This window comes from Desulfosediminicola sp., from assembly GCF_048381775.1.
GTDB classification, from domain to species: domain Bacteria; phylum Desulfobacterota; class Desulfobulbia; order Desulfobulbales; family Desulfocapsaceae; genus Desulfopila; species Desulfopila ganghwensis.
This window is the reverse complement of sequence record NZ_JBLXGE010000013.1, coordinates 146461-167074: the sequence shown is the minus strand read 5'-3', so window position 1 is coordinate 167074 and position 20614 is coordinate 146461. Positions and strand designations below refer to the sequence as shown.

General features: G+C 46.4%; 19 protein-coding genes and 1 pseudogene. 11 read left to right on the top strand and 9 right to left on the bottom strand.

All coding sequences use genetic code 11. The features are described from left to right. Positions 1 to 311 (top strand): hypothetical protein (locus tag ACN5NT_RS19545; RefSeq protein WP_419176573.1); only part of this gene is annotated, 311 nt, incomplete at its 5' end. Positions 312 to 2336: 2025 nt separating this feature from the next. Here ACN5NT_RS19545 and ACN5NT_RS19540 read toward each other — a convergent pair. From ACN5NT_RS19540 to ACN5NT_RS19505, 8 genes are all read right to left on the bottom strand, one after another. Next, on the bottom strand, positions 2337 to 2972 hold the full coding sequence (locus ACN5NT_RS19540) for a PqiC family protein (RefSeq protein ID WP_419176572.1): 636 nt from the start codon (positions 2970 to 2972) through the stop codon (positions 2337 to 2339). Then, complete coding sequence (locus ACN5NT_RS19535) at positions 2969 to 4006, bottom strand: MlaD family protein (protein WP_419176571.1); 1038 nt, start codon at positions 4004 to 4006, stop codon at positions 2969 to 2971. Before ACN5NT_RS19535 ends, ACN5NT_RS19540 begins: the two co-directional genes overlap by 4 nt. 32 nt (positions 4007 to 4038) lie before the next feature. Beyond that, entirely contained in the window at positions 4039 to 4833 is a 795-nt protein-coding gene (locus tag ACN5NT_RS19530; RefSeq protein ID WP_136797809.1) for an ABC transporter ATP-binding protein, read from the bottom strand. A gap of 26 nt (positions 4834 to 4859) precedes the next feature. After that, positions 4860 to 5987, bottom strand: a complete 1128-nt coding sequence (locus tag ACN5NT_RS19525; RefSeq protein ID WP_419176570.1) for an MlaE family ABC transporter permease — start codon at positions 5985 to 5987, stop codon at positions 4860 to 4862. A 326-nt stretch (positions 5988 to 6313) separates the two neighbouring features. Further along, positions 6314 to 6589 carry an Lrp/AsnC family transcriptional regulator gene (locus ACN5NT_RS19520; protein WP_419176569.1) on the bottom strand — a complete coding sequence of 92 codons (276 nt, stop codon included), beginning with the start codon at positions 6587 to 6589 and terminating at the stop codon, positions 6314 to 6316. Between the two features lie 122 nt (positions 6590 to 6711). Then, positions 6712 to 7251: a PEP-CTERM sorting domain-containing protein gene (locus ACN5NT_RS19515; protein WP_419176568.1), complete on the bottom strand. Its 540-nt coding sequence runs from the start codon at positions 7249 to 7251 to the stop codon at positions 6712 to 6714. A gap of 347 nt (positions 7252 to 7598) precedes the next feature. Next, positions 7599 to 8648: a peptide-methionine (R)-S-oxide reductase MsrB gene (gene msrB / locus ACN5NT_RS19510; RefSeq protein ID WP_419176576.1), complete on the bottom strand. Its 1050-nt coding sequence runs from the start codon at positions 8646 to 8648 to the stop codon at positions 7599 to 7601. Positions 8649 to 8866: 218 nt separating this feature from the next. Then, positions 8867 to 9313 (bottom strand): group II truncated hemoglobin, encoded by a 447-nt coding sequence (locus tag ACN5NT_RS19505; protein WP_419176567.1) that lies wholly within the window; start codon positions 9311 to 9313, stop codon positions 8867 to 8869. A gap of 222 nt (positions 9314 to 9535) precedes the next feature. Between ACN5NT_RS19505 and ACN5NT_RS19500 the strand changes: the two genes are divergently transcribed. After that, positions 9536 to 11419, top strand: coding sequence for a substrate-binding domain-containing protein (locus ACN5NT_RS19500; RefSeq protein WP_419176566.1), 1884 nt, complete (start codon positions 9536 to 9538; stop codon positions 11417 to 11419). An 84-nt stretch (positions 11420 to 11503) separates the two neighbouring features. Then, complete coding sequence (locus tag ACN5NT_RS19495) at positions 11504 to 13792, top strand: ATP-binding protein (protein ID WP_419176565.1); 2289 nt, start codon at positions 11504 to 11506, stop codon at positions 13790 to 13792. Between the two features lie 163 nt (positions 13793 to 13955). Here the strand turns inward: ACN5NT_RS19495 and ACN5NT_RS19490 are convergent, their stop codons facing one another. Further along, positions 13956 to 14636: a hypothetical protein gene (locus tag ACN5NT_RS19490; protein ID WP_419176564.1), complete on the bottom strand. Its 681-nt coding sequence runs from the start codon at positions 14634 to 14636 to the stop codon at positions 13956 to 13958. Positions 14637 to 15016: 380 nt separating this feature from the next. On the opposite strand from ACN5NT_RS19490, the gene ACN5NT_RS19485 reads away from it, so the two are divergent. The 8 genes and pseudogenes from ACN5NT_RS19485 to ACN5NT_RS19450 all read left to right on the top strand — a co-directional run bounded on the left by ACN5NT_RS19485 (position 15017) and on the right by ACN5NT_RS19450 (position 20554). Continuing rightward, positions 15017 to 16315, top strand: a complete 1299-nt coding sequence (locus ACN5NT_RS19485) for a tetratricopeptide repeat protein (protein WP_419176563.1) — start codon at positions 15017 to 15019, stop codon at positions 16313 to 16315. Positions 16316 to 16562: 247 nt separating this feature from the next. Continuing rightward, complete coding sequence (locus ACN5NT_RS19480; protein WP_419176562.1) at positions 16563 to 17939, top strand: dihydrolipoyl dehydrogenase family protein; 1377 nt, start codon at positions 16563 to 16565, stop codon at positions 17937 to 17939. A gap of 49 nt (positions 17940 to 17988) precedes the next feature. Beyond that, positions 17989 to 18189, top strand: coding sequence for a hypothetical protein (locus ACN5NT_RS19475; protein WP_419176561.1), 201 nt, complete (start codon positions 17989 to 17991; stop codon positions 18187 to 18189). A gap of 436 nt (positions 18190 to 18625) precedes the next feature. Next, the gene (locus ACN5NT_RS19470; RefSeq protein WP_419176560.1) at positions 18626 to 18970 is read left to right on the top strand and encodes a hypothetical protein; all 345 of its coding nucleotides are present in this window, start codon (positions 18626 to 18628) and stop codon (positions 18968 to 18970) included. Positions 18971 to 19038: 68 nt separating this feature from the next. Continuing rightward, positions 19039 to 19341 (top strand): Hpt domain-containing protein, encoded by a 303-nt coding sequence (locus ACN5NT_RS19465; protein WP_419176559.1) that lies wholly within the window; start codon positions 19039 to 19041, stop codon positions 19339 to 19341. Positions 19342 to 19443: 102 nt separating this feature from the next. Continuing rightward, positions 19444 to 19695 carry a hypothetical protein gene (locus tag ACN5NT_RS19460; RefSeq protein WP_419176558.1) on the top strand — a complete coding sequence of 84 codons (252 nt, stop codon included), beginning with the start codon at positions 19444 to 19446 and terminating at the stop codon, positions 19693 to 19695. Between the two features lie 22 nt (positions 19696 to 19717). After that, positions 19718 to 19915, top strand: a pseudogene (locus tag ACN5NT_RS19455) (PP2C family protein-serine/threonine phosphatase); the annotation flags it as partial. Positions 19916 to 20206: 291 nt separating this feature from the next. Next, complete coding sequence (locus tag ACN5NT_RS19450; protein ID WP_419176575.1) at positions 20207 to 20554, top strand: ATP-binding protein; 348 nt, start codon at positions 20207 to 20209, stop codon at positions 20552 to 20554. Positions 20555 to 20614 lie beyond the last annotated feature (60 nt).

The window sequence follows — 20614 nt, the reverse complement described above, 5'->3', positions numbered from 1 at the left end:
CCCGTTACGGCCGAATGATCAACATTGGCTGGAACCCAGCGGCTGGTGCTGTGACAGGCACCGCAGTTATTGCTGCTTGGGATATGCGAAGCTGGTTTGCCCGGGGCCTGGCTACCGTTATGGCAACCGGCGCAACCACCCGTTACGGCCGAATGATCAACATTGGCTGGAACCCAGCGGCTGGTGCTGTGACAGGCACCGCAGTTATTGCTGCTCGGGGGGTGCGAAGGGGGTTTGCCTGGGGCCTGGCTACCATTATGACATCCTGCACAACTTCCCTTTACAGCAGAGTGATCCATATGCGCTGGTGACCAGCGGTTTGTATTGTGGCAACCTTCACAATCGTTACTGATCTTTGTATGTGTCAGGGGTTTGCCTGGAGCACTACTACCGTTATGGCAACCTCCACAGCTACCTGTTACTGCAGAATGATCAACATTGGCTGGCGTCCATCGTTTTGTACCATGACAGTCATCACAATTATTATTTGTCGTGATATGTGAAACAGGTAGCCCTTGAACCAGTCTGCCATTGTGACAACTCTCACAATTGCCGGACACCCTTGAGTGATCCATACGAACCCGCCGCCAAGGACTCGTCAAGTGGCAGTCGCCACAATTATTCATGTCGTTGGAGTGCGTCACGGGCTTGCCCGTTGCCAGGTAACCATCATGGCAACGTATGCATGCACCAGTTAAAGCAGCATGATTTACTCGTATATCAGTCCACCGTTTGGTTGTGTGACAATCGTCGCACGATACCGCGGTGACGAGATGTCTGACCGGTTTTCCTTTAGCTAAACGATCATCATGACACTCACGGCACGGCCCGCGCACCTCCCAATGATCCATTTTAAACAGATCCCAGGAGATTGTGTTGTGGCAACTTTCACAGCGGCTCGAAACGAGAAGGTGTACTACTGAATTTCGTTGGGCGACCCTTTCAAGATGACAATCAACACATGGACCTGAAACAGCATTATGATCTACTGCCGTCATACTCCACCTGGCGGTAGTATGACAATCCCCGCACTGTTCTGAAGCGATCATATGGTTCAAGTTCTTTCCAGGCGCTATCTTGCCGTTATGGCAATCCCCGCATGCACCTTCCACCAACGAGTGGTCAACCTTGGTCCACCTCCAGTTTCTGAACCAATGACAATCATCGCACTGTCCTGAAACACGTATATGATTCTCAGTCTTTCCGGGTGCTGTCTTGCCGTTATGACAATCGTCGCATGCACCTCGTACCGAAGAGTGGTCAACCTTAATCGGGTGCCAGTCATTGACTGCATGACAACCTTCACACCGATCAGAAGCAGGAATATGGTTTTTCCCCTTGCCGATCGCTATCTTCCTATCGTGACAACTGCTACATGCGCCCACCAATCCATTGTGGTCGACCTTTATCGGGTGCCAGTCATTGATCGCATGACAAGCATCACAATCATCTGAAGTACGTATGTGGTTCTCAGCTTTCCCGAATGCGATCTCCCCATCATGGCAACTGTAGCATTCACCAAGTATCGCAGTGTGGTCGACTTTTATCGGGTGCCAGTCTGTAAACGTATGGCAGAGATAACAGTCGGGTATGGACTGAATATGGTGTTCGTGTTTTGCTTCCGCAATTTCCCCATTGTGACATTCGGAGCAATTTTTTCGACTGATCCTCTCATGATAGAAATCAAAGTCCCCATTGTCCGGGTCAATATGGCAGAAATCACATTGCTTTTCGGTAACCGGATGTGCCACTTCCAAGAAGTCTGCCACATTAATGCCCCATGATCTATTCGCCGGAATCAGAAAAAAAACACATGCAATTCCAACAAATAAAAGCACCTCTCCCAGTGATTTCAATCCAAACGCTGAAGACCTCTCCACAGCCCTCTCCCCTTGGTGTTTGGATATTCCCTTCAGGACAACTGCTTGCCAGCTACCTGTTTACGCTTTCCACTTTATGTCGATTAATTAAAACCATGAAATGTTCTTCGACGAGGACAAGACGCCCCATGAACCTCTCTGGCACATTCGTTGCGTATGAAACCGTACAATGAATTCCCCGGTCGACGCCTATTGCTCCAAGGCCTGTTTACCCTCAAAATGCCGCCAGGGACATCCCGGCAAGAATTGTTACTATATAGAATTGGCTACTACATTTTTCGATGCCATTCCGAATGGTACAGACATGTTATCGATGAATTCAAGTCATAATTGTCACCTTCAAAACCGTAAAAACGTTTTTACCCGCATTTCTCATCCCTTCAGGCAGCACAGGTTTTGTAGTTTTTGCGAATGAACCATAATGGCTTGCGGAGTCTACAATTAGCAAACAGGCTTTTAGCCCAGAATCTGCGCCGGTGTAACAATATTCAACTCAGCCAATTTCCTGGCAACTACCCTGCTGAAGTCAGTTACCACTCTGTTTTGCGCAGCCACCCTGCTTGCCATTCCCCTGCCTGTTACATCTTCTGTCATAACCGTTTTATTGCGACTTAATGGTGTGCCGTTAGCATCATAGATTGTCCAATATGCCACAAACACTGCTGTTCCATTTTCGGAAAAGTCGAACCTGCCTATCTCCACCTGCACCTGAAACTTCGGATGAGCTGAGATTGAATTCTCAAAATCATACACCTTCGCTGTACCCAATAGTGTTGACAGGTTTGCCATGAGCACACGTGCTACATTTTTATCCAACGGTTCCGCCCAATGGTCAAAATCGTGAACAAGCACCTCCACTCCCTCCTGCCTGCCGATTATCTGGCTGCGGTCCAGGTAGTTGGAAATGGTTACCGGGCCCACCATGACGGAGATATCGCTGCCAACTATAACTTCACCCGCTATCGTATCTGATATTTCATCTATCGACCTAAGCATAAAAAAGGATGTTGGTTCACTTTTACCGGTACAGCCAGTTAGCATCGTCACAGATAGAATGCAGGCCAGACTGATGTTTTTGGGCCAGTACATCATGATCCACCTCGCCGTGATTTTTGTTTCCCCTGCAAGAGGGACTCGGGATGTCTTTCCAGATATTCACCAAGTTCGCGTATGGACTTCGCCCCGGCTGCCATTTCGTCAAGTACTCTGCCAAGCTTGAAACGAACCTCCGAGTCTCCAAGCAGTTTCTCTGCTGTAGCAAAGGTTGTACTTGCATCATCGAAAGCCTGCTGGGCTGAAGATAAGGCTGCATGAATCTCGCTTGTTACAGGGCCGACCTCACTATTGAGACTATCAAGCAACATGTTTGTGCTTGCTGTTATACTATTTATGTCCTTTGCAACTGCGTTCAGCACCTCAGTCAATTTACCACCAACAGTACCGGTCTGTTTCTGGAGATCACCAACGAACTGATTTGTATCTGTTACCAAAGAGTTGACATTTTCAAGTAGTTCACTCAAGCCATTTACCAGTTGCTCAAAATTCTCTTTTTCCATCACCGTTCGTAACATTCTGGTAATTTCTTCAACATTTTCAACAATATCTTTGATGGGTAAATCTCTGAAGGTCTCGCTCAATTTGGTTAACGACGATTTGACAGTCGGAATCTCTGTATATTCCGAGTCAATCCCACGTAATCGAACTTCAGTATCCGGCAGAAAATCAATTTGGATATAATATTGACCGGTCACAAATGATTGAATATCAAGTCTGGCTCTCAAACCTTTTTCGATCAATCTCTTGATATTGCCATGCAGCTCTGCCCTTCGTCCTCCCTGGGTATGGAACTTTTGCGGATCAACTTCTACTATTATCGGAATATCCACCTGAAGCGTCTCAGTTGAGGCCTGCAGGGTAATAGATTTCACCGAGCCGATTTCAACGCCGCGAAATTTTACTGGTGCTCCCACATTCAATCCTGCGACATTATCATCAAAAAACATAATAAACTGATATCTTTTCTTAAAGAAATTGCCGCTACTGAATATCAGAATAGAACTGAGCAGCAATGCGATCGCCGCAACAACAAAACCACCTATTACCGCACTGTTTACACGCTTAGCCATCAGCTATTCACTCCATATGCTGCAATCTATTATCACAACTGTTTTTCATCACCCGCAGGATAATCAGACTCATTAACTTCCCCTCGCCTGAGAAATCTCTGCACTCTGATATCTTCACTTTCTTCAAGCAGTTTACGAGGATCACCAGTCGCAATCATTGTACGGCTTTCCGCATCCAGGAAAACACTGTTACTGCCAATCGCGAATATTGAAGCAAGCTCGTGGGTCACGACCACCACTGTGGTATTCAGGCTGTCGCGGAGTTGCAAAATCAGGTCGTCGAGCCTTCTGGCACTTTCCGGATCAAGACCTGCTGAAGGTTCATCAAAAAAGAGCAGTTGGGGATCCAGCGCCAGTGCTCTGGCTAGGCCGGCCCTTTTTCTCATTCCACCACTGATCTCGGCCGGATAGAAGTCTTCAAACCCGGCCAACCCCACCAGGGCGAGTTTTAACGATGCCTGCCTGCGAATATCCCCTGGTGAAAGAGGCGTATACTGTTGCAGCGGCAAAGCGACATTTTCCTCCAGCGTCATTGAACTCCAGAGTGCGCCACTCTGGTAGAGTATACCGAACCTTCTCATCATCTCACTCATCTCAGACTCATCACTCTGCCACAGGCTCTTATCCCCATAGTATATATCGCCCTTAGCCGGCCTTTTGAGCCCTATCATATGCTTAAGGAGAGTGCTCTTGCCACAGCCAGATCCTCCCATAATGATGAAAATATCGCCCTGCCTGATAGTGAAATTCAAATCACGCATAACCACGAAGTCCCCATAGGCCATGGTGAGATTTGAGACGATTATTTCAGACTTGCTCTCTGTCATACCAACTGTTTTCTACTCCCCGCCTGTCAGATGCCCAATATCGAGCAGGCTATAATGATGATCGCCGTGTCAACGATTATCGCGACTATTGAAGTAACCACCGCCGATGTGGTTGCATCGCCCACCGCGGATGCATCACTACCGCATTCAAGGCCACGCAAACATCCAGCCAAAGATATCAGCACCCCGAAAGTTGTACCTGAAAATAACCCAATGAAGAGGTCGTTTAACGTCACTGCTTCACTTACCCGGCTGAAATAGACCACTGAGTTGATATCATACACTCCAACAGCAACTGCTCCGCCACCGATGATACCCATCAGATTTGCAAAGAGAGTCAGCAACGGCATCATCAGCGTCAATGCAATCATCCTTGGTAGCACCAAAAATTCAACGGGAGAAATACCAAGTGTTTTCAAGGCGTCAATCTCCTCGTTCACCACCATGGTCCCCAGCTGGGCGGCAAAAGCAGCTCCGGTCCTGCCGGCCATGATAATACCCGTCATGACCGCACCCATGATTCTCACTGTTGCTATGCCGACCAAATCAGCGACATATACCTGCGCTCCGAAAAGTTTGAGCTGCATAACGCCTACAAAAGCCAGGATGACTCCAAAAAGGAAACTTATCAAAGACACTATCGGGACTGCATATACACCCGTTTCCTGCAAGAATATGCCAAAATCACTCCAACGAAACTGAATCCGCCCACTGAAAAATCGCCAAACCGGAAACGTGACCTCACCAATAAACGAGAGTATCTTTTGTATAGATTTGAGGAAATGAATGGCGTCTTCGCCAATTCTTTCGAAAAATGACCGGGTGGTCTGCCCTCGCTCTGCCCCCTCCTTTTTTGGTACTTCCTTCGAGAGCGTGTACAGTTGTTGAACCCCTTCCGGCAATCCGCTGAGATTCAATTCTACACCCACTGCATGCAGTTGTTCTTCCAGATCTATGATAAAGGTCAGTAAGCAGGTATCCCAGCTCAAGAGTTCGGCAGAATCAAAAGAGACCTTAACTATGGAACCTTGACGCATCTCGCCGACAACGTCAGCAACAGCTGGCGTTTTATCTACCATGTGCCAGTTTCCAGTCAGTTTCAATATCAGTTCTGAACCGCCAGGACTCAAGAACTCTATTGTCGCTTCTTTCATGCCTTCTCCGGTCGATTATCGGCTGTAATAAAAAAGATCAGTGCCACTATTATATCGAACTCGGTGAAACCTTTAAGTACAATATTGATGCTTTAAATAGTTAGGCTCTAATCTCTGTGTCTTCTTTCCTGCCTTTCCAACACCTTAGCCGAACAAACGTTACTTTAAGGAAAAAACGACGCACCAAAGAACACACGTTTTGTTCACTCAGGAAGTGTACAAACCAATCGCGAGACAACACAGAGGAAGTTTCATAAGGACAGGCAAGCAAAAGAATTGTATGTATTCGCGGATGATTCCTGTTGGTGAAGAAAAAAGATGGCGCGTTACATGCCTACTGAAAACATCGCATCAAGGTCATGTTGCGAAAACGCTTTGAATGCCAGCATAGTTTCGGTATTTTCTATGCCTTCAATAGACCGCATCTGATCAGTGACAAGTACTGCTAGATCATCGTTTGTCTTTACCCTGATAATTGCAACAAGATCATAACTCCCACTTACAGAATAAACTTCTGACACTCCACTGATATTGACCATCTTTTGTGCAACATCAGATATGCTTGTTCTTTTGGCCTTTATGAGGATTATTGCGGTAACCATATCTCTCACTCCACTTTTTCGGATGCAGTTTTGACACTCTTCATAAAACAATGAGGCGAAGATATGATCGAATATCCTCGCCTCTGCAATGTCACGCTAATATTCAATTATTAATCTTGTTTTTATCGCTTTTTCCTGCGTCTCGTAACCAGAGCGGCCATACCGGCACCCATGAGGAGTATCGTTGCGGGCTCAGGTATTGGTTCTGTTTTTTCCAGGCTTAAAAAGCTCAGGTGACTTACCGCATTTTGCATATCAAAGTCCGCTCCATTCCAAGTCACCAGGCCGTCACCATCATCCTGCATCGCATAGCTTATTTTACCTGTCTTAACGATGTAATAATCCCAATTGTCAGTCAACCCTGGATCATAACCCGTGAGAACATTCGTCTCAGGATATATATTTGCGATTTTAGCAACAAAGTCTAAATCTGGATCATCGTACTCCAACCCGAGAAGTGCCTCTACCCAGTTCTCCTCTGCCGCTAAGCTGTTGTTATTGAGATCCATTGGATTGATATCATTCCCATCCCAACCGATAGGTGAACAGGATGAGTACATAGTCAAATCCGTGGTATCAATATCAGCAATGAGTAAATCGGCATAAACATCCGTGCCGATCAACGCCCCCCCAACCACTGCTACAATCAGTGTTTTTTTCAACACGACTCCCCCTTTTTTCAATGAATTGTTGCCGATAAAAGCAGGTGTTGAAGTTCAATATTGCGGTTCAACTCAGAAGCCGTCAATACACCACTTCAACAAAGCCCTGCTGCGGCATATTCCTTTCAAAACTTCGGAATTACACAAGAATTTCAGATAACTGGGATAGCTTTACAGTAAAAATTGCAGATGAGAATTCGTCGATAGATTATCGACAACATTGAATCTACTTATGTGTTAGGATTTTGGCAATATAAAATATTTTCTTACTCAACTTAATTGGCCTCCTTCCCTTTGTGACAGGAGGCCAATTAACCAACTTTTCCATTGCCCTTTATTCACAATGTTTACCTGAACAGCTCGGCGAACTCTGGGTATCCTTCACTCACCAGGGATTCTGCTGGCACGAAACGCAGTGACGCCGAATTTATGCAATAGCGCAAACCCGTTGGCGGCGGACCATCATCAAATACATGGCCCAAATGCGAATCCGCTTTTTTACTGCGCACTTCAATGCGAGTCATGAAAAAGGACCTGTCCTCGTGTTCCACCACATTACCTGGCACCAGGGGACGGGTAAAACTGGGCCAACCAGTCTTGGAGTCGTACTTGTCCAAAGAACTGAAAAGAGGCTCTCCGGATACTACATCCACATAAATACCAGGTTTTTTGTTATCCCAATACTCGTTTTTAAATGCGGGTTCCGTACCGTCTTCCTGGGTGACCTTGTACTGCATCGGAGTCAGGCGTTCTTTCAATACTTCCTTACTGGGTCGAGTCGCGCTCGTCATGTCATCATCCTTCCAGTGATTATTGAGAAACTCATCCCGCCCTGACCGGGATCTGTAAAACTTGTAGCGAATCGGATTATTTTTATAGTAGTCCTGATGATACTCTTCAGCTGGCCAGAATTCAGCGGCAGGCAAAATTGGCGTGACAATCGGCTTATCAAACCGACCAGCTGCGTCCAATTCTTCTTTTGAACGTACCGCCAGCCTTCTTTGCGTCTCATCGTAATAAAAAATGCCGGTTGTATATTCCCTGCCCCGGTCAACAAATTGCCCACCGGCATCCGTGGGGTCGATCTGTCTCCAGAAAACATCAATCAAAGTGGCATAATCAACTTTTGCCGGATCATATCGTACCTGAACAACTTCGATATGCCCTCCAGCCCCATAATTCTTATATGTCGGATTAGGTGTCGAACCACCTGCATAGCCAGATACTACAGAATGCACTCCGTCCAGCTCTTCAAAAGGTTTTTCCATACACCAGAAACAACCACCGGCAAACATCGCCTTAGCACTGCCGGTTGGTACTATTTTGTCAGATGCCTTTTCACCCTGTCCCAGCCCGGTTAATACAATCACTGCTATTACTGCAACAACCAGTACCATGAGGGAATAGATCGATCCTTTCAACACGTTTCCTCCATTTTTCAATTCACTGCCTGGTAGAACATCACCTTCTTACTGTTAATAATTATTACTAATTGAATTTTTACAATTGTATTTAGAAAGAGATGCAAGACGGAAAATAATTATTCCATCTCCATGCAGGACTGTTTGTGGCAGATTAAACGGCAGGAAAGAGCACAACACAGGCCCTCTATTTTTTACTTGAACGTACTTGTCACCAATACAGGCAACCCCTTAACCTGCTGCTGACAGGTAATTCGAATTTTTTCAGCAGGTGTCCCGAATCTTTCCAGTAATTTTTTTTTCAAATTATTTTCAATTGGATGTTGCTGAAGTGCTTTCTGCATACAAGCCAGCCACAAATCTCGTTCTCTGTAACCAATATCAAAAAAGAGATGAATTTCTGCTAGATTGGCTCTACCGAATTTTTCTGCATACAAAGACGGCCCTCCAAACCACCCGCAAAGAAAAAGAGTCAGGTTTTCCCTTGTTTCACTCAGGTCTGCTGGATGCATATCCCGAATGAGCTGAGCCTCCGGCGCCTTCTCCATGATATCATAGAAGCGGTTACATAGAACTCTCACTCCCTCAACACCGCCCACTAATTGAAAAATCGTCTTTGAATGTTTTGCTCCGATGCTCATAACACCCCCATGAAGCTGCTGAATTGGTGACGGCGCCAACATTAGAAAAACAGACTAGATCTTTTGTTATATCCTTCTTCGCTCCTGACAAGAGTGTAACCCGTCATTTCAACCACTTCAAAAGCAGACCAGCGTTTTATTGCCTAGCATGAGCAAATATTTCAAATAGTCGATACCTTATCGAAACATATAGATTTCTTCTGACGAAACCGCTAATCTGGAATGAGACTTCGAGGATATGCTACAGTTCAGGGTCCCCACATAGCCAGGACACAACAACCACTCAGAGCCTGGTACCTGAACCTTTATTCTGTTGAAGGGATAATTATGACCGGCTTTCCTGCGCCAAAAATAATTGTACACTCAGTTCTCATCTGTATTTTCAGCCTAATGCTCTGCGGCTATGCAAACGGCAGCAAAAGAGGCACTGTGGCCTTGGTAATGAAATCTCTAGCCAATCCTTTTTTTTCACAGATGGCTGAAGGAGCTGGCAGCAAAGCCAATGAGCTCGGCGTAAAGTTAGATACATTCGGCCTTGAACGAGAAACCGATGTTGAACAGCAGATCAGCATCATGGAGCACCTTATCGCTCTTAATTACGGTGCCATCCTGCTCGCTCCTGCTGATTCCAAGCGGTTGATACCTGTTTGCAAAAAAGCAGCCAGCAGAAATATTCCGGTAATCATAATTGATAATCCACTCCATGCGCCGACTATGAAAGATCATGGAGTGGAACTTCCGTTTATCGGCCCCGATAACTACAGGGGAGGACTACTCATTGGCAACTATGTCAAAGATAAACTCAATAGTACAGGCAGGGTTATTATCCTGGAAGGCATTTTCGGTGTTGAAAATTCTGAAAAACGGAAAGCCGGTATTGTTCAAGCCCTGACCGATAACAGCTCTATAGAGATAGCGGCAGCGGCCCACGGCAACTGGCACACCGATGTAGCACTGTCTAAAATCACCGAGTTGCTTGTAGTACACCAGAATATCGACGCCATTATCTGCCTGAACGACGCCATGGCGATTGGTGCCATGCAGGCTGTAGATTTGCTTGGTCTTCCGCCCGAAACACTTATCACCGGCTATGATAATACCGAAATTGTCAGAACAGAACTTCGAAATGGCCGGATACACGCAACCATTGATCATCGCCCGGACCTGATGGGCGCATGCGGTGTGGAGAAGGCGGTCAGTATCCTGCAGAATAAACAGTCTCCCCCCACCACCGAGATCACTGTTGAGCTGGTATCTCACGAATCTTTTGGCAAAAAAATTGCCTTCAGTGTTTCAACGACTGAAAATGCATTTTTTGAATCCCTTGTAGCCTCAGCCAAAAATGCAGCAACCCTCCACGGTATACACCTTACAATTCTTGATGCTCATAACCTGGACGCCCAGCAATTAGTCGATATCAACACCGCCCTGCTCCAGCAGATAGATCTTCTTATCCTCAATCCCACCAACAGCGAATATATTCGCTCGGGCCTTGAAACAGCAGAAAACAAAAATATCCCAATTATTACTGTTGATAGAAAAGTTACCGAAGCGAATGTGCTTTGTCACATCGAATCGGATAATACCGCCGGCGGGAGATTGGCTGCCAGCTATCTTGCCAACCACCTGGAAGGCCCGGGTTACATTGCTGAAGTCGAAGGAATACCAGGTACCTCTGCAGCATTGGAGCGTGGCACCGGGTTTAATGAAGAACTTGCCAAACATCCTAACCTCACTGTGCAGACCAGAGAAGTTGCTGATTTCGATCGTGAAAAGGCAAAAGATATTACTCTGCGCCTGATTGACAGCAAGACTACAATCGACGGGATCTTTGCTCATAATGACGACATGATACTGGGAGTACTCGATGCATACGACGAAAAGGGCATTGTGCCACCTGCGGTTCTTATTGGCTTTGATGGCATTCCCGAAGCAAAAGCTAAAGTACTCACCAAACGTTTGAGCGCCACCATAATACAGCAGCCCGGTAAAATGGGCAGACTTGCCCTGCAGACCGCTGCTGGATTTTTTCGCCAGCAGCCAATACCCAACACAATCTCTATAGAACTCAACCTCTTCACTCAACAGTCAGCAACGACACCATAACAGGTTCAGGCATTGTATGTATGTTTCATAATGTTACTGCAAGATTTAATATGCGGTTGGATAACGAACTGATAAGGAATCACAGTGTTTCGTTCTATAAACAGTAAATTTTATGCGGTGGTCGTACTGCTGATACTATCTTTTAGCCTCGGCTATATGATCCTCGCATATTCACGGCATCAGCAGTTGAAAAGTGCTGAAATTATTCGGGAGGCCATTCTGCTCGAGCACGATATGACCGAGCTGAACACACTTTTTCTTGAAGCCCGGCTCTGGGAAAAAAACATATTCAGACAACAGGGGCATCAGGCACATGCCAATTTTGGATCACATATCGAGGAGATCAGGGAACTGCTCGACCGGCTTGGCAAAAAGGAACTCCCCGAATCAACTCAAATTACCATCAGGCAGATCATCCTGAACATTGACACCTACAAATCGGATATCAGTAAGCTCATGCAACTCAGCACGAACAAGAGCCTCCATGAAACACGCATGGAATCCAATTACAGATCGTTGGCCTCCATCATCCTCAACAGCAGCAGAACAGATTTTTTGAAGCCATTATTTAACCTCACCCATTTTTTCATAACCTACAGGGCAACCAGGGACCTGCAAACTTATCAAGCCCTGATACTAGTCGCAAAATCGCTCGAAAAGAAAGTTCGCACAAATGGCCCGTCAGACATTCGCATGGAGGACTATCTACAGACGTTTGAGCAATTACTCAATGAAAGCTATGCAATGGAGTTGGAAATTAAGGCCATCAACTCTTTACTGGAAGAAAACAATCGTTACCTGCAGGACCACTTTCTTGAAATATCGGAGATATCGAACAACCTGCTGCAGGAAAGTCTCGAGAAATCTGACACTCTCCGCCAGGAATTTCAAAGATTTTTCGTTATATCTTCAATACTTGGTACTTTCCTGGTGATATTTACCCTGCTCATAATATTCAGAAATATCATCATCCCCATACGTTCCATTGCAACTGTCATGCATAATGTGAAACGTGGAAAAATCAGTGAAAGATTTACAGGCGGAGGCAATAGAAAGGATGAGCTTAATCGCTTTGGTTATTCTTTTAATGAGATGCTCGATACTCTGGAAAATAACAATCGCCGCCTCATAGGTTATCAGAGGGAGCTCGAAAACAAAATTCAGGAGCTCTCCGCCCGCGAAAAAGAGCAGCAGCGCCTTACCAGACAACTCCAACGCGCTGAAAAAATGGAAGCGATAGGAACCCTGGCTGGGGGAGTAGCGCACGATTTGAACAACATCTTAAGCGGAGTAGTCAGTTATCCTGAATTACTTCTACTTGATATGCCCAAGGACAGCCCATATCGTGACTCTATTGAGATAATCCACGACTCAGGCCAAAAGGCAGCCGCGATAGTTCAGGATCTGCTTACCCTGGCACGGCGTGGAGTTGCTGTAACAAAGGTCGTCAATCTCAATGAGATTATAGAAGAATATCTCAGAAGCCCTCACCATCATAAACTTGTCATGCAGTACAATGAAATAGTTTTCGAAACTGATCTGGCCCCCGACCTCTTTAACATTACAGGTTCCCCCATACACCTTTCTAAAACAGTTATGAACCTGATCTCAAACGGTGCCGAGGCTATCAGTGGCATGGGAAGGATATCCATTCATACTGAAAATAGATATATTTCCACCCCCATTGTTGGCTACGATAATGTAAAACAGGGTGATTATGTCGTTCTTTCTGTAAGTGACAGCGGTAGCGGTATAGCCCCCAAAGACCTGGAACGTATTTTCGAGCCGTTTTTCACCAAAAAAGTTATGGGCATAAGCGGCACCGGCCTTGGGCTGGCTGTGGTTTGGGGAACCGTCAAGGATCACAATGGCTATATTGATGTTGAGTCAGAACCCGGCAAGGGAACGACATTTTCGCTCTATTTCCCTGTGTCCCGCGAAGAAATTGCAGAAGAGGAAATCACCCCTTCAATCAAGACACTCATGGGCAAAGGAGAGCGTATTCTTATTGTAGACGACATTGAGACTCAACGAACCATCGCCACCTCCATGCTGAAAAAACTTGGCTACCAGACTACTTCGGTGCCAAGTGGAGAAGAGGCTATCGAATTTATCAAACACAATACGATCGAACTGATACTCCTCGACATGCTGATGCCGCCTGGCATGGACGGACTCGAAACATATACAAAAATTCTCAAAATCAAGCCTGACCAGACGGCGATCATCGCCAGCGGTTACTCGGAAACGGAGCGTGTAAAAGAGGCAGAAAAACTCGGTGCTGCACTTTATATTAAAAAGCCATATTCCCTGGCTGATATTGGCAAAGCAGTTCAGAAAGCCCTTGCCTCATCCGGATCAACACAGGATTAAGAGATTCTGCGGATGACTCAGGCTTTACTAATAAGCTGGTCGTTCTCTTCAAGACAAAAAGCTACCGACAAATCAAACTTCTTGAAGACATTCCATTTACGGTCAATATTAATATCCATAAGAGATGTCATATCGACCGAAGGGACTATACAAAAAGAGAGTTCTACCGATATTGTTCCGTTTCAGCAAGACGCCTGGTAACATGCTCCAGCCAGTTTTGCTGTTTTTCCGGTTCATATACAAAGGAAGTCTGATTATCAAAGTCGCTGTGGTCATTGCTTGACATCGCAATGGCCTTTTTCGAGGCAAGGCGCACTTTATCCCTGAGTTTATCCTCCACCTCCTGGACAGTACTGCCATATATAGTTTTAGCATTGAATGATTGCTGAACCCTCTCATTGAGCTTCCGCGCCGACAATTCAGTCAGGGCAAAATGAATCTGTTCATGCTCCAGGATATATTCCACCCTGTTTTCGGCAACACCCGTATTCCACCAGGAACAATATGGCTCAAATATAGCCTGATACCTTACATTACTCAGGGTTCCCACATACGCCTTGCCTTGCTTTTCTGTTGCTTTCGATCGTATGCGCGTATCAGCGGCTGTTTGAATTGAAATACAGGAACGTGCCTGGACATGGTGCACAACATTACCTGGTCCTCGATCCAGTGCTTCAGCCTTAAAGTCCTCGATTTTTAATTGACGATAGGCAAAACTGTTATCGCGTACCGCATATTTGCTGCCCTTAGACAGAACATTCTCGGAGCCTCTGTCACTCACTCCACCACAACCCATCAAGGCAATATTCACAATCCCAGCCACAATCGCGCAACGAAACTTCAACAACCTGCCTCCACTCGACACACTTTTCAATTGATAACGCCCGTGCTCCCGTATTACTGTTAACAGTCGGTAGGCTCTTCAGATTCTAATAGAAAACCCTGATAGCAATACCATACTGTGGCGACTTTTCCACAAAGATCTCACCCCTAACAACCTATTTTTCCACGTATTATTCGCATCAAATTGATATTTAACAATAAATCCCATAAAAATTTAAAATCCATGCTCTTCGTTGTTTCCAGTCGTGGCCTAGCCGGAAAATTTGTTGCTAATATGTTGTAAACGAGCTAAAACTCCTACTTTGTCGCACTCTAAAGCCGACGATGTTCGAGCCTTTTGCCATTATCAACAAACGACCCCACATCCTCGACTGCCGCATTATGAGCAATCTTCAAACTCTTTTTTCCGAAGCCATACACTTACATCAACAAGGCCTGCTCGAAGAAGCGATAGCCAAGTATCAGGCCATTCTTCAGTCACTTCCGGTCAATGTGAATGTTCTTGGAAACTTAGGTCTTGCCTGTCGGGATCTTGGCGATCTTTCAGCCGCTCTCAGGTATTGCAGGCGCGCTGCCGATGCTGCTCCTGATGATTCATCCCAACAACTCAATCTTGGGGCAGTATATGAATCCATGGACCAGCCGGATGATGCCCGCAATTGCTATCAAAAAGCGCTGACTTTGACACCTGGTAATCCCAAAGCCCTCAACAACCTGGGAAAACTGCTTCATATGCAGGGAAATACTGAGCAAGGGCTCAAGCTCATCCGGGAATCTGTTGCCATAGAACCGAATTCCCCACTCGCCCTCAACAATTTAGGGGTGATATTGAGCTCTCTTGGGCAAATCAAAACAGCCATAAAATATACAGAAAGAAGTCTGTCACTCGCCCCGCGCCACCCTGAAACGCTCTACAATCTCGCCGGTCTCTACAACTGTGAAGAACGCTACCCGGAGGCTGCGCAACTCCTTGAGCGGCTTCTCGAGTTGCAATCTGATCATGAATCAGCACGACACATGCTTGCTGCGGCCCGCGGTAAAGTAACCAATGCCGCTCCCAAGCAATATATTGTCGAGACGTTTGATAAATATGCCCATAAATTTGACCATCATCTAACAGAGTCACTGGGTTACGATGCTCCTGAAACACTTGCAACAATGACCCGTGAGTTTCTGGCCACCAATGAGCACAGCAGCTTTACGCGGGGAATAGACCTGGGCTGTGGGACCGGTCTTTCGGGTGCTGCCTTTTCGCCGCTTACTGCCAGTCTCACCGGGGTAGATCTGTCACCGCTGATGCTTGAGCAAGCTCGGGAGAAAAACCTCTACCAGCAACTCGAATGTCAGGAAGTTATCGAATTCCTGCAGGGGGACAGGAATTGTTATGACCTCTTTATAGCCACGGATGTACTGATTTATATTGGCAATCTCGAACCATTTTTTGCCGCGATCCAAGCCCGTTCTGAAAATTGCAGTATAATTGCCTGCTCAATCGAACGTCTTGAAGGTGACGGTGAGTATAAGCTCTGCACTTCCGGCAGATACGCCCACTCACGAGACTATCTCACTACGCAGGCCGAAAAATTTGGTTTCACCTGCGTTGCCCATAGAGACCACACAATTCGTAAAGAAAACGGCAAATGGATCGTCGGAGATCTTTTCCTGTTGCAAATTAAATAATTTTCCTGTGAAATTGCATTCATGCCCTTTGGCCAGACACAGCTGCCATTGACCGTTGTGTAATCGCTTCCCCAAATTCCCGGCCGCTTTCGGTGTCTCATACTTTTTCTCTCTTTCTGGCTATTAACCGGGCATGTTATACTCAAAAAAGTAGAAAATACTCAGTACGGAATATGTAGTTCTCACGAACCGTCACTTTGCAGCCTGTCCAGTTACGCAATTCCTTAACACTTTATGAGGGGTAGCAATGGGTCATTTTGAGGTGGTAATACTCGGTACAGGAACCGCTGGACAGACAGCTGCCCACCATCTCGCCGGGGAGGGGCTAAACGTTGCCATTGTAGAGTCCAGTTCGACTCCGGGCGGCACATGCGCCCTTTTTGGCTGCCAGGCAAAGAAATGGCTCTATGAAGTCACCGAAACAGTAGCACGCTGCAACCACCTCAGGGGATTGGGGATTACAGCTCCACCACAGGTAAACTGGCAGGAGATCATTGCCGCAAAAAACAGGTTTACTTCAAAGGTTCCTGAAAATACTGTTAAGAGTCTCGCCGGGAGCGAAATAACCTACTTCAACGCGCAAGGCTCTCTCATCGATACAAATCGTGTACAAGTCGGAGCTGACACTATCCAGGCCGATTTTATTATCCTCGCCACCGGCGCAACGCCTCGTCCATTGTCCCTGAAGGGCCACGAGCATATCTGCACCAGCAACGACTTTCTCGATTTCCCCCAACTCCCGCCCCGGATCGCTTTCATCGGCGGTGGCTTTATCTCATTTGAGTTTGCCCACTTTGCCGCACGCCTTGGCAGCTCTAAAGGGCAAATTCATATCATATTACGGAGTTCTAATGCCCTCAGGTCATTCGATTCTGAAATGGTTGACCTCCTCACTATCGCATCAGAACAAGAAGGGATTCAAATCCACACCGAGGCTCAGGTTGAGTCTGTAACCCAAAACAAGAGCGGATATCGTATCCTACTGACTTCCGGTGAAAGTATTGAAGTTGATCGTGTCGTGCACGGGGCAGGCAGGGTTGCCAATATCTCCCAACTCAATCTGGCCAACGCCGGAGTTGAGGCATCACCCCAGGGCATCACTGTCAATTCGCACATGCGCTCCTCTGTACCAAATATTTATGCCATCGGAGATTGTGTCAATTCTCCGCAGTTAGCCAGGGTTGCCGATCAGGAAGCCCATATTGCCGCCAGAAACATTATCGCCAGCCGCGAAGGAAGTACAAAAAAATCCCAGATGGACTATGGCAGTACGCCAATAGTTCTTTTTACCTATCCACAACTTGCCATGGTCGGTAAAACTGAAGACCAGCTCAAACAGGAGCAGACACGATACTGGAAGAGTTACTCCTCCAACCTTGCCTGGCCCACCTACCGCAGAATCGGCATGCGCAATGCCGCATTTAAAATCCTGGTGGACAACTCGGGTAAATTCCTGGGAGCACATATCCTATCCGATAACGCTACAGGACTGATCAATACCATCAAACAGGCGATGATAGACGATATCTCAGTCTCCCATCTCCATGAATGCAACATATTGGCACCGTATCCTTCCAGGGAGAGTGATCTGATATACATGCTTGCACCATTGCTGGATGACTAGTCTCGACACCCGTTTTTCCTGGCTCGAACCTTATTGGAGGATTTTCCTGATGCGTAACAAAGTCATAAAGATAGAATTTGAAGACCAGTTCAGGACCTGCCCGACTTGCGGTTACAGAGATGGTTTTCATTCCATGTTTCAACGTGAGGCAGAACTAATCAAATGGCTTTTCATCTGCCCCGCCTGCCACGATATTTTCGATATAGGACTTACCGCCACCGAATCCTCAGATACCCGGATTAATGAATAGAATATGATCGCTCTTTTTGTTTTCCCATAAGTATGGTGAGCGGGAATGGGAGACAGCTGAGCCTCGAGATGCGGATATGAGTTTTCCTCCACAGACACCCGGCTGACTGCACAGCATGTGACATAATCGTTTTACAGATTACCAATCTGCGCCCATGGCTAAAATAAACCAGCCTCACCTTGACTCCATTTCGCTCCACCGCCTGCACCCATATATATATTCAGACCATTCTGCCCCCCTTCCCCTCTCTCTGCACCTTGTGATAATGTAAAAAGAACCCGCACTATTTGCCCGACAGGAAATGTGCCGAAAATTCTGTTAAAGACCACAATCGAGAGAATAAATCCTAGACTTATTATCATGTACTCAACACAAATTCTCAGGTAGTTGGTTTATAGCGCAGCCACAAAAAATGGACGGATCCCAGCAAATCATAATGAACCTCCAGAAAACACTGGGGAAGACGGAGGTCGCACTCGGTACCATCAACGAGGCCATTGTCTGGACCAACCAGGAAGGCAGCATACTCTGGTGTAACAGTCCATTCGATTTGCTCGTCTGTCGCAATCACATTGCGGTGCTCGGCCAATCTTTTACCGAGGTAATTAATGAAAACCCTGAAGCCAGAGCACAGGAACTGGCCAGGATTGAGGCTGAGGAAGCGAACCGGGCCAAAAGCGATTTTCTCGCCCGTATCAGCCACGAAATCCGCACACCGCCCATGCCCAGGAATATGATAAAAAGGTCAGTCTCGAGGCCGGCTTTAATGTGCATCTGGTAAAACCCGTTTCAAAAAAAGTATTCATCGATACCATCACGTCTTTAACCTGAACCACCTGAGAGGAGAAAATGGCAGCCGTAACAGTTTATGTAGACATAGACCTCAAGGAAATCATCCCCCTTTTCCTTGAAAGCCGTCAGGAAGATATCGTCAAGATGAGGAGAGCGATTACCGAGTGTGACTTCGATAAAGTTGCAAGGATCGGTCACACCCTCAAGGGCGTCGGCGGAGGGTACGGTTTTGACTTCATTACCGACATTGGCAGAGAGATTGAAAGCGCCGCCAAAGATGAGAACAGCCAGGTTATCAGCAAGCTTGTCAAGACCATGGAAGAATCTTTGGCCAATATCGAGATCATCTACGAAGAGTAAATCTCATGTCACTTAAGGCCGAACAGATACGTATCGTCGATGACAGCAGGGAAAACAGGGAACTACTTCGGGTAACACGCACCCGGCAGGGATACACGCTGTTTGAAGCAAAACGGTGAAGAAGCCCTGGTAATTGCCGGCAACGACTATATCGATCTGATCCTGGTCGATATAGTCATGCCTGTTAAAGACGGTTTCAGTTGCCCTGGCGTTGCAACCACACGCTCAAATCCTGGCATCCAGGCGGACCACACTCTATATTCTCAGAACCCTCAGAAGTTCTACGCAGTCTCGATCAGCATCATCCCCTTGAACGCTTTATCGGTACTTCACTATAGTCTACCTGATTCCTGATACGTAAGCAGGCAACTACCGGTACTGTAATGGCGGCCATCCGCAGCCTATTGTTTTACGTCAAAGCGGAAAATTCGAATTTCTTGAAAAGGGTGGTCCTATAATAAATCTTAGTAATATTTTACCTTTTGAGCAGGGTGAAGGACAATTTTTCATCGGTGACCGCCTCGTTCTCTATACCGATGGCGTTATCGAGTCTGTAAATGAGGCGGGGGAATAATTCGGCAGGGAACGCTTAAACGCAACGCTCTTTAAATCAAAGTCAGCCAGTCTCAGAACCTCTTGTGACAACATTTTGCCTAATCTCAAAGAATTTACAAATAATTCCGAACCATTCGACATCATATCACTTTTCGCTCTGGAATACAGAGAACAGGCTGGCTTCAGGCACTACCTGGGCGTAATCTGCCTATCGGCAATTCACATGTAACCCATGAAACCGCCAACTCTTCATATCACCATCGAAAGTAATCTGGCCGAGGTGCAATGAGTCGACGTAACCTCAAGATCAATAGCACTCCACTTCGGTCTGCCAATACCAGTTGCAGACGAAGTTGAGATAGCCGTAGTTCAAGGCGTGAACAACACCATAGAGCGTGCCTACTCAAACAAACCCGGCTCCGAGGTAACCATTTCTAGTATAAAGAATATAGATTATCTCTCCATCGAGATACACGACACGTGGCTTGTCATGGCCGATTTTTCCATATCTGAACTGAAGTTTGATCCTGAAGATCCGGAACCTTTACCTGATGGCGGTATGGGGTTGTTTATCCTCAACCAGGCAATTGATAAAATTGAATATTTCACCGATGAGAAATACAACATTCTTTGTATGCAAAAGAACATCATCAGGTAAAGGCAGTGCAGGCTAGAGGGCCGCTTTTCACTGCCTTTTTCTGGCTGGACAACACTATCC

Coding starts and splice junctions, on each gene's coding strand:
- ACN5NT_RS19500 (WP_419176566.1), top strand. CDS start 9,536: ATGAGACTTCGAGGATATGCTACAGTTCAGGGTCCCCACATAGCCAGG.
- ACN5NT_RS19470 (WP_419176560.1), top strand. CDS start 18,626: ATGAACCTCCAGAAAACACTGGGGAAGACGGAGGTCGCACTCGGTACC.
- ACN5NT_RS19480 (WP_419176562.1), top strand. CDS start 16,563: ATGGGTCATTTTGAGGTGGTAATACTCGGTACAGGAACCGCTGGACAG.
- ACN5NT_RS19465 (WP_419176559.1), top strand. CDS start 19,039: ATGGCAGCCGTAACAGTTTATGTAGACATAGACCTCAAGGAAATCATC.
- ACN5NT_RS19485 (WP_419176563.1), top strand. CDS start 15,017: ATGAGCAATCTTCAAACTCTTTTTTCCGAAGCCATACACTTACATCAA.
- ACN5NT_RS19535 (WP_419176571.1), bottom strand. CDS start 4,006: ATGGCTAAGCGTGTAAACAGTGCGGTAATAGGTGGTTTTGTTGTTGCG.
- ACN5NT_RS19520 (WP_419176569.1), bottom strand. CDS start 6,589: ATGGTTACCGCAATAATCCTCATAAAGGCCAAAAGAACAAGCATATCT.
- ACN5NT_RS19525 (WP_419176570.1), bottom strand. CDS start 5,987: ATGAAAGAAGCGACAATAGAGTTCTTGAGTCCTGGCGGTTCAGAACTG.
- msrB (WP_419176576.1), bottom strand. CDS start 8,648: ATGGTACTGGTTGTTGCAGTAATAGCAGTGATTGTATTAACCGGGCTG.
- ACN5NT_RS19475 (WP_419176561.1), top strand. CDS start 17,989: ATGCGTAACAAAGTCATAAAGATAGAATTTGAAGACCAGTTCAGGACC.
- ACN5NT_RS19505 (WP_419176567.1), bottom strand. CDS start 9,313: ATGAGCATCGGAGCAAAACATTCAAAGACGATTTTTCAATTAGTGGGC.
- ACN5NT_RS19530 (WP_136797809.1), bottom strand. CDS start 4,833: ATGACAGAGAGCAAGTCTGAAATAATCGTCTCAAATCTCACCATGGCC.
- ACN5NT_RS19540 (WP_419176572.1), bottom strand. CDS start 2,972: ATGATGTACTGGCCCAAAAACATCAGTCTGGCCTGCATTCTATCTGTG.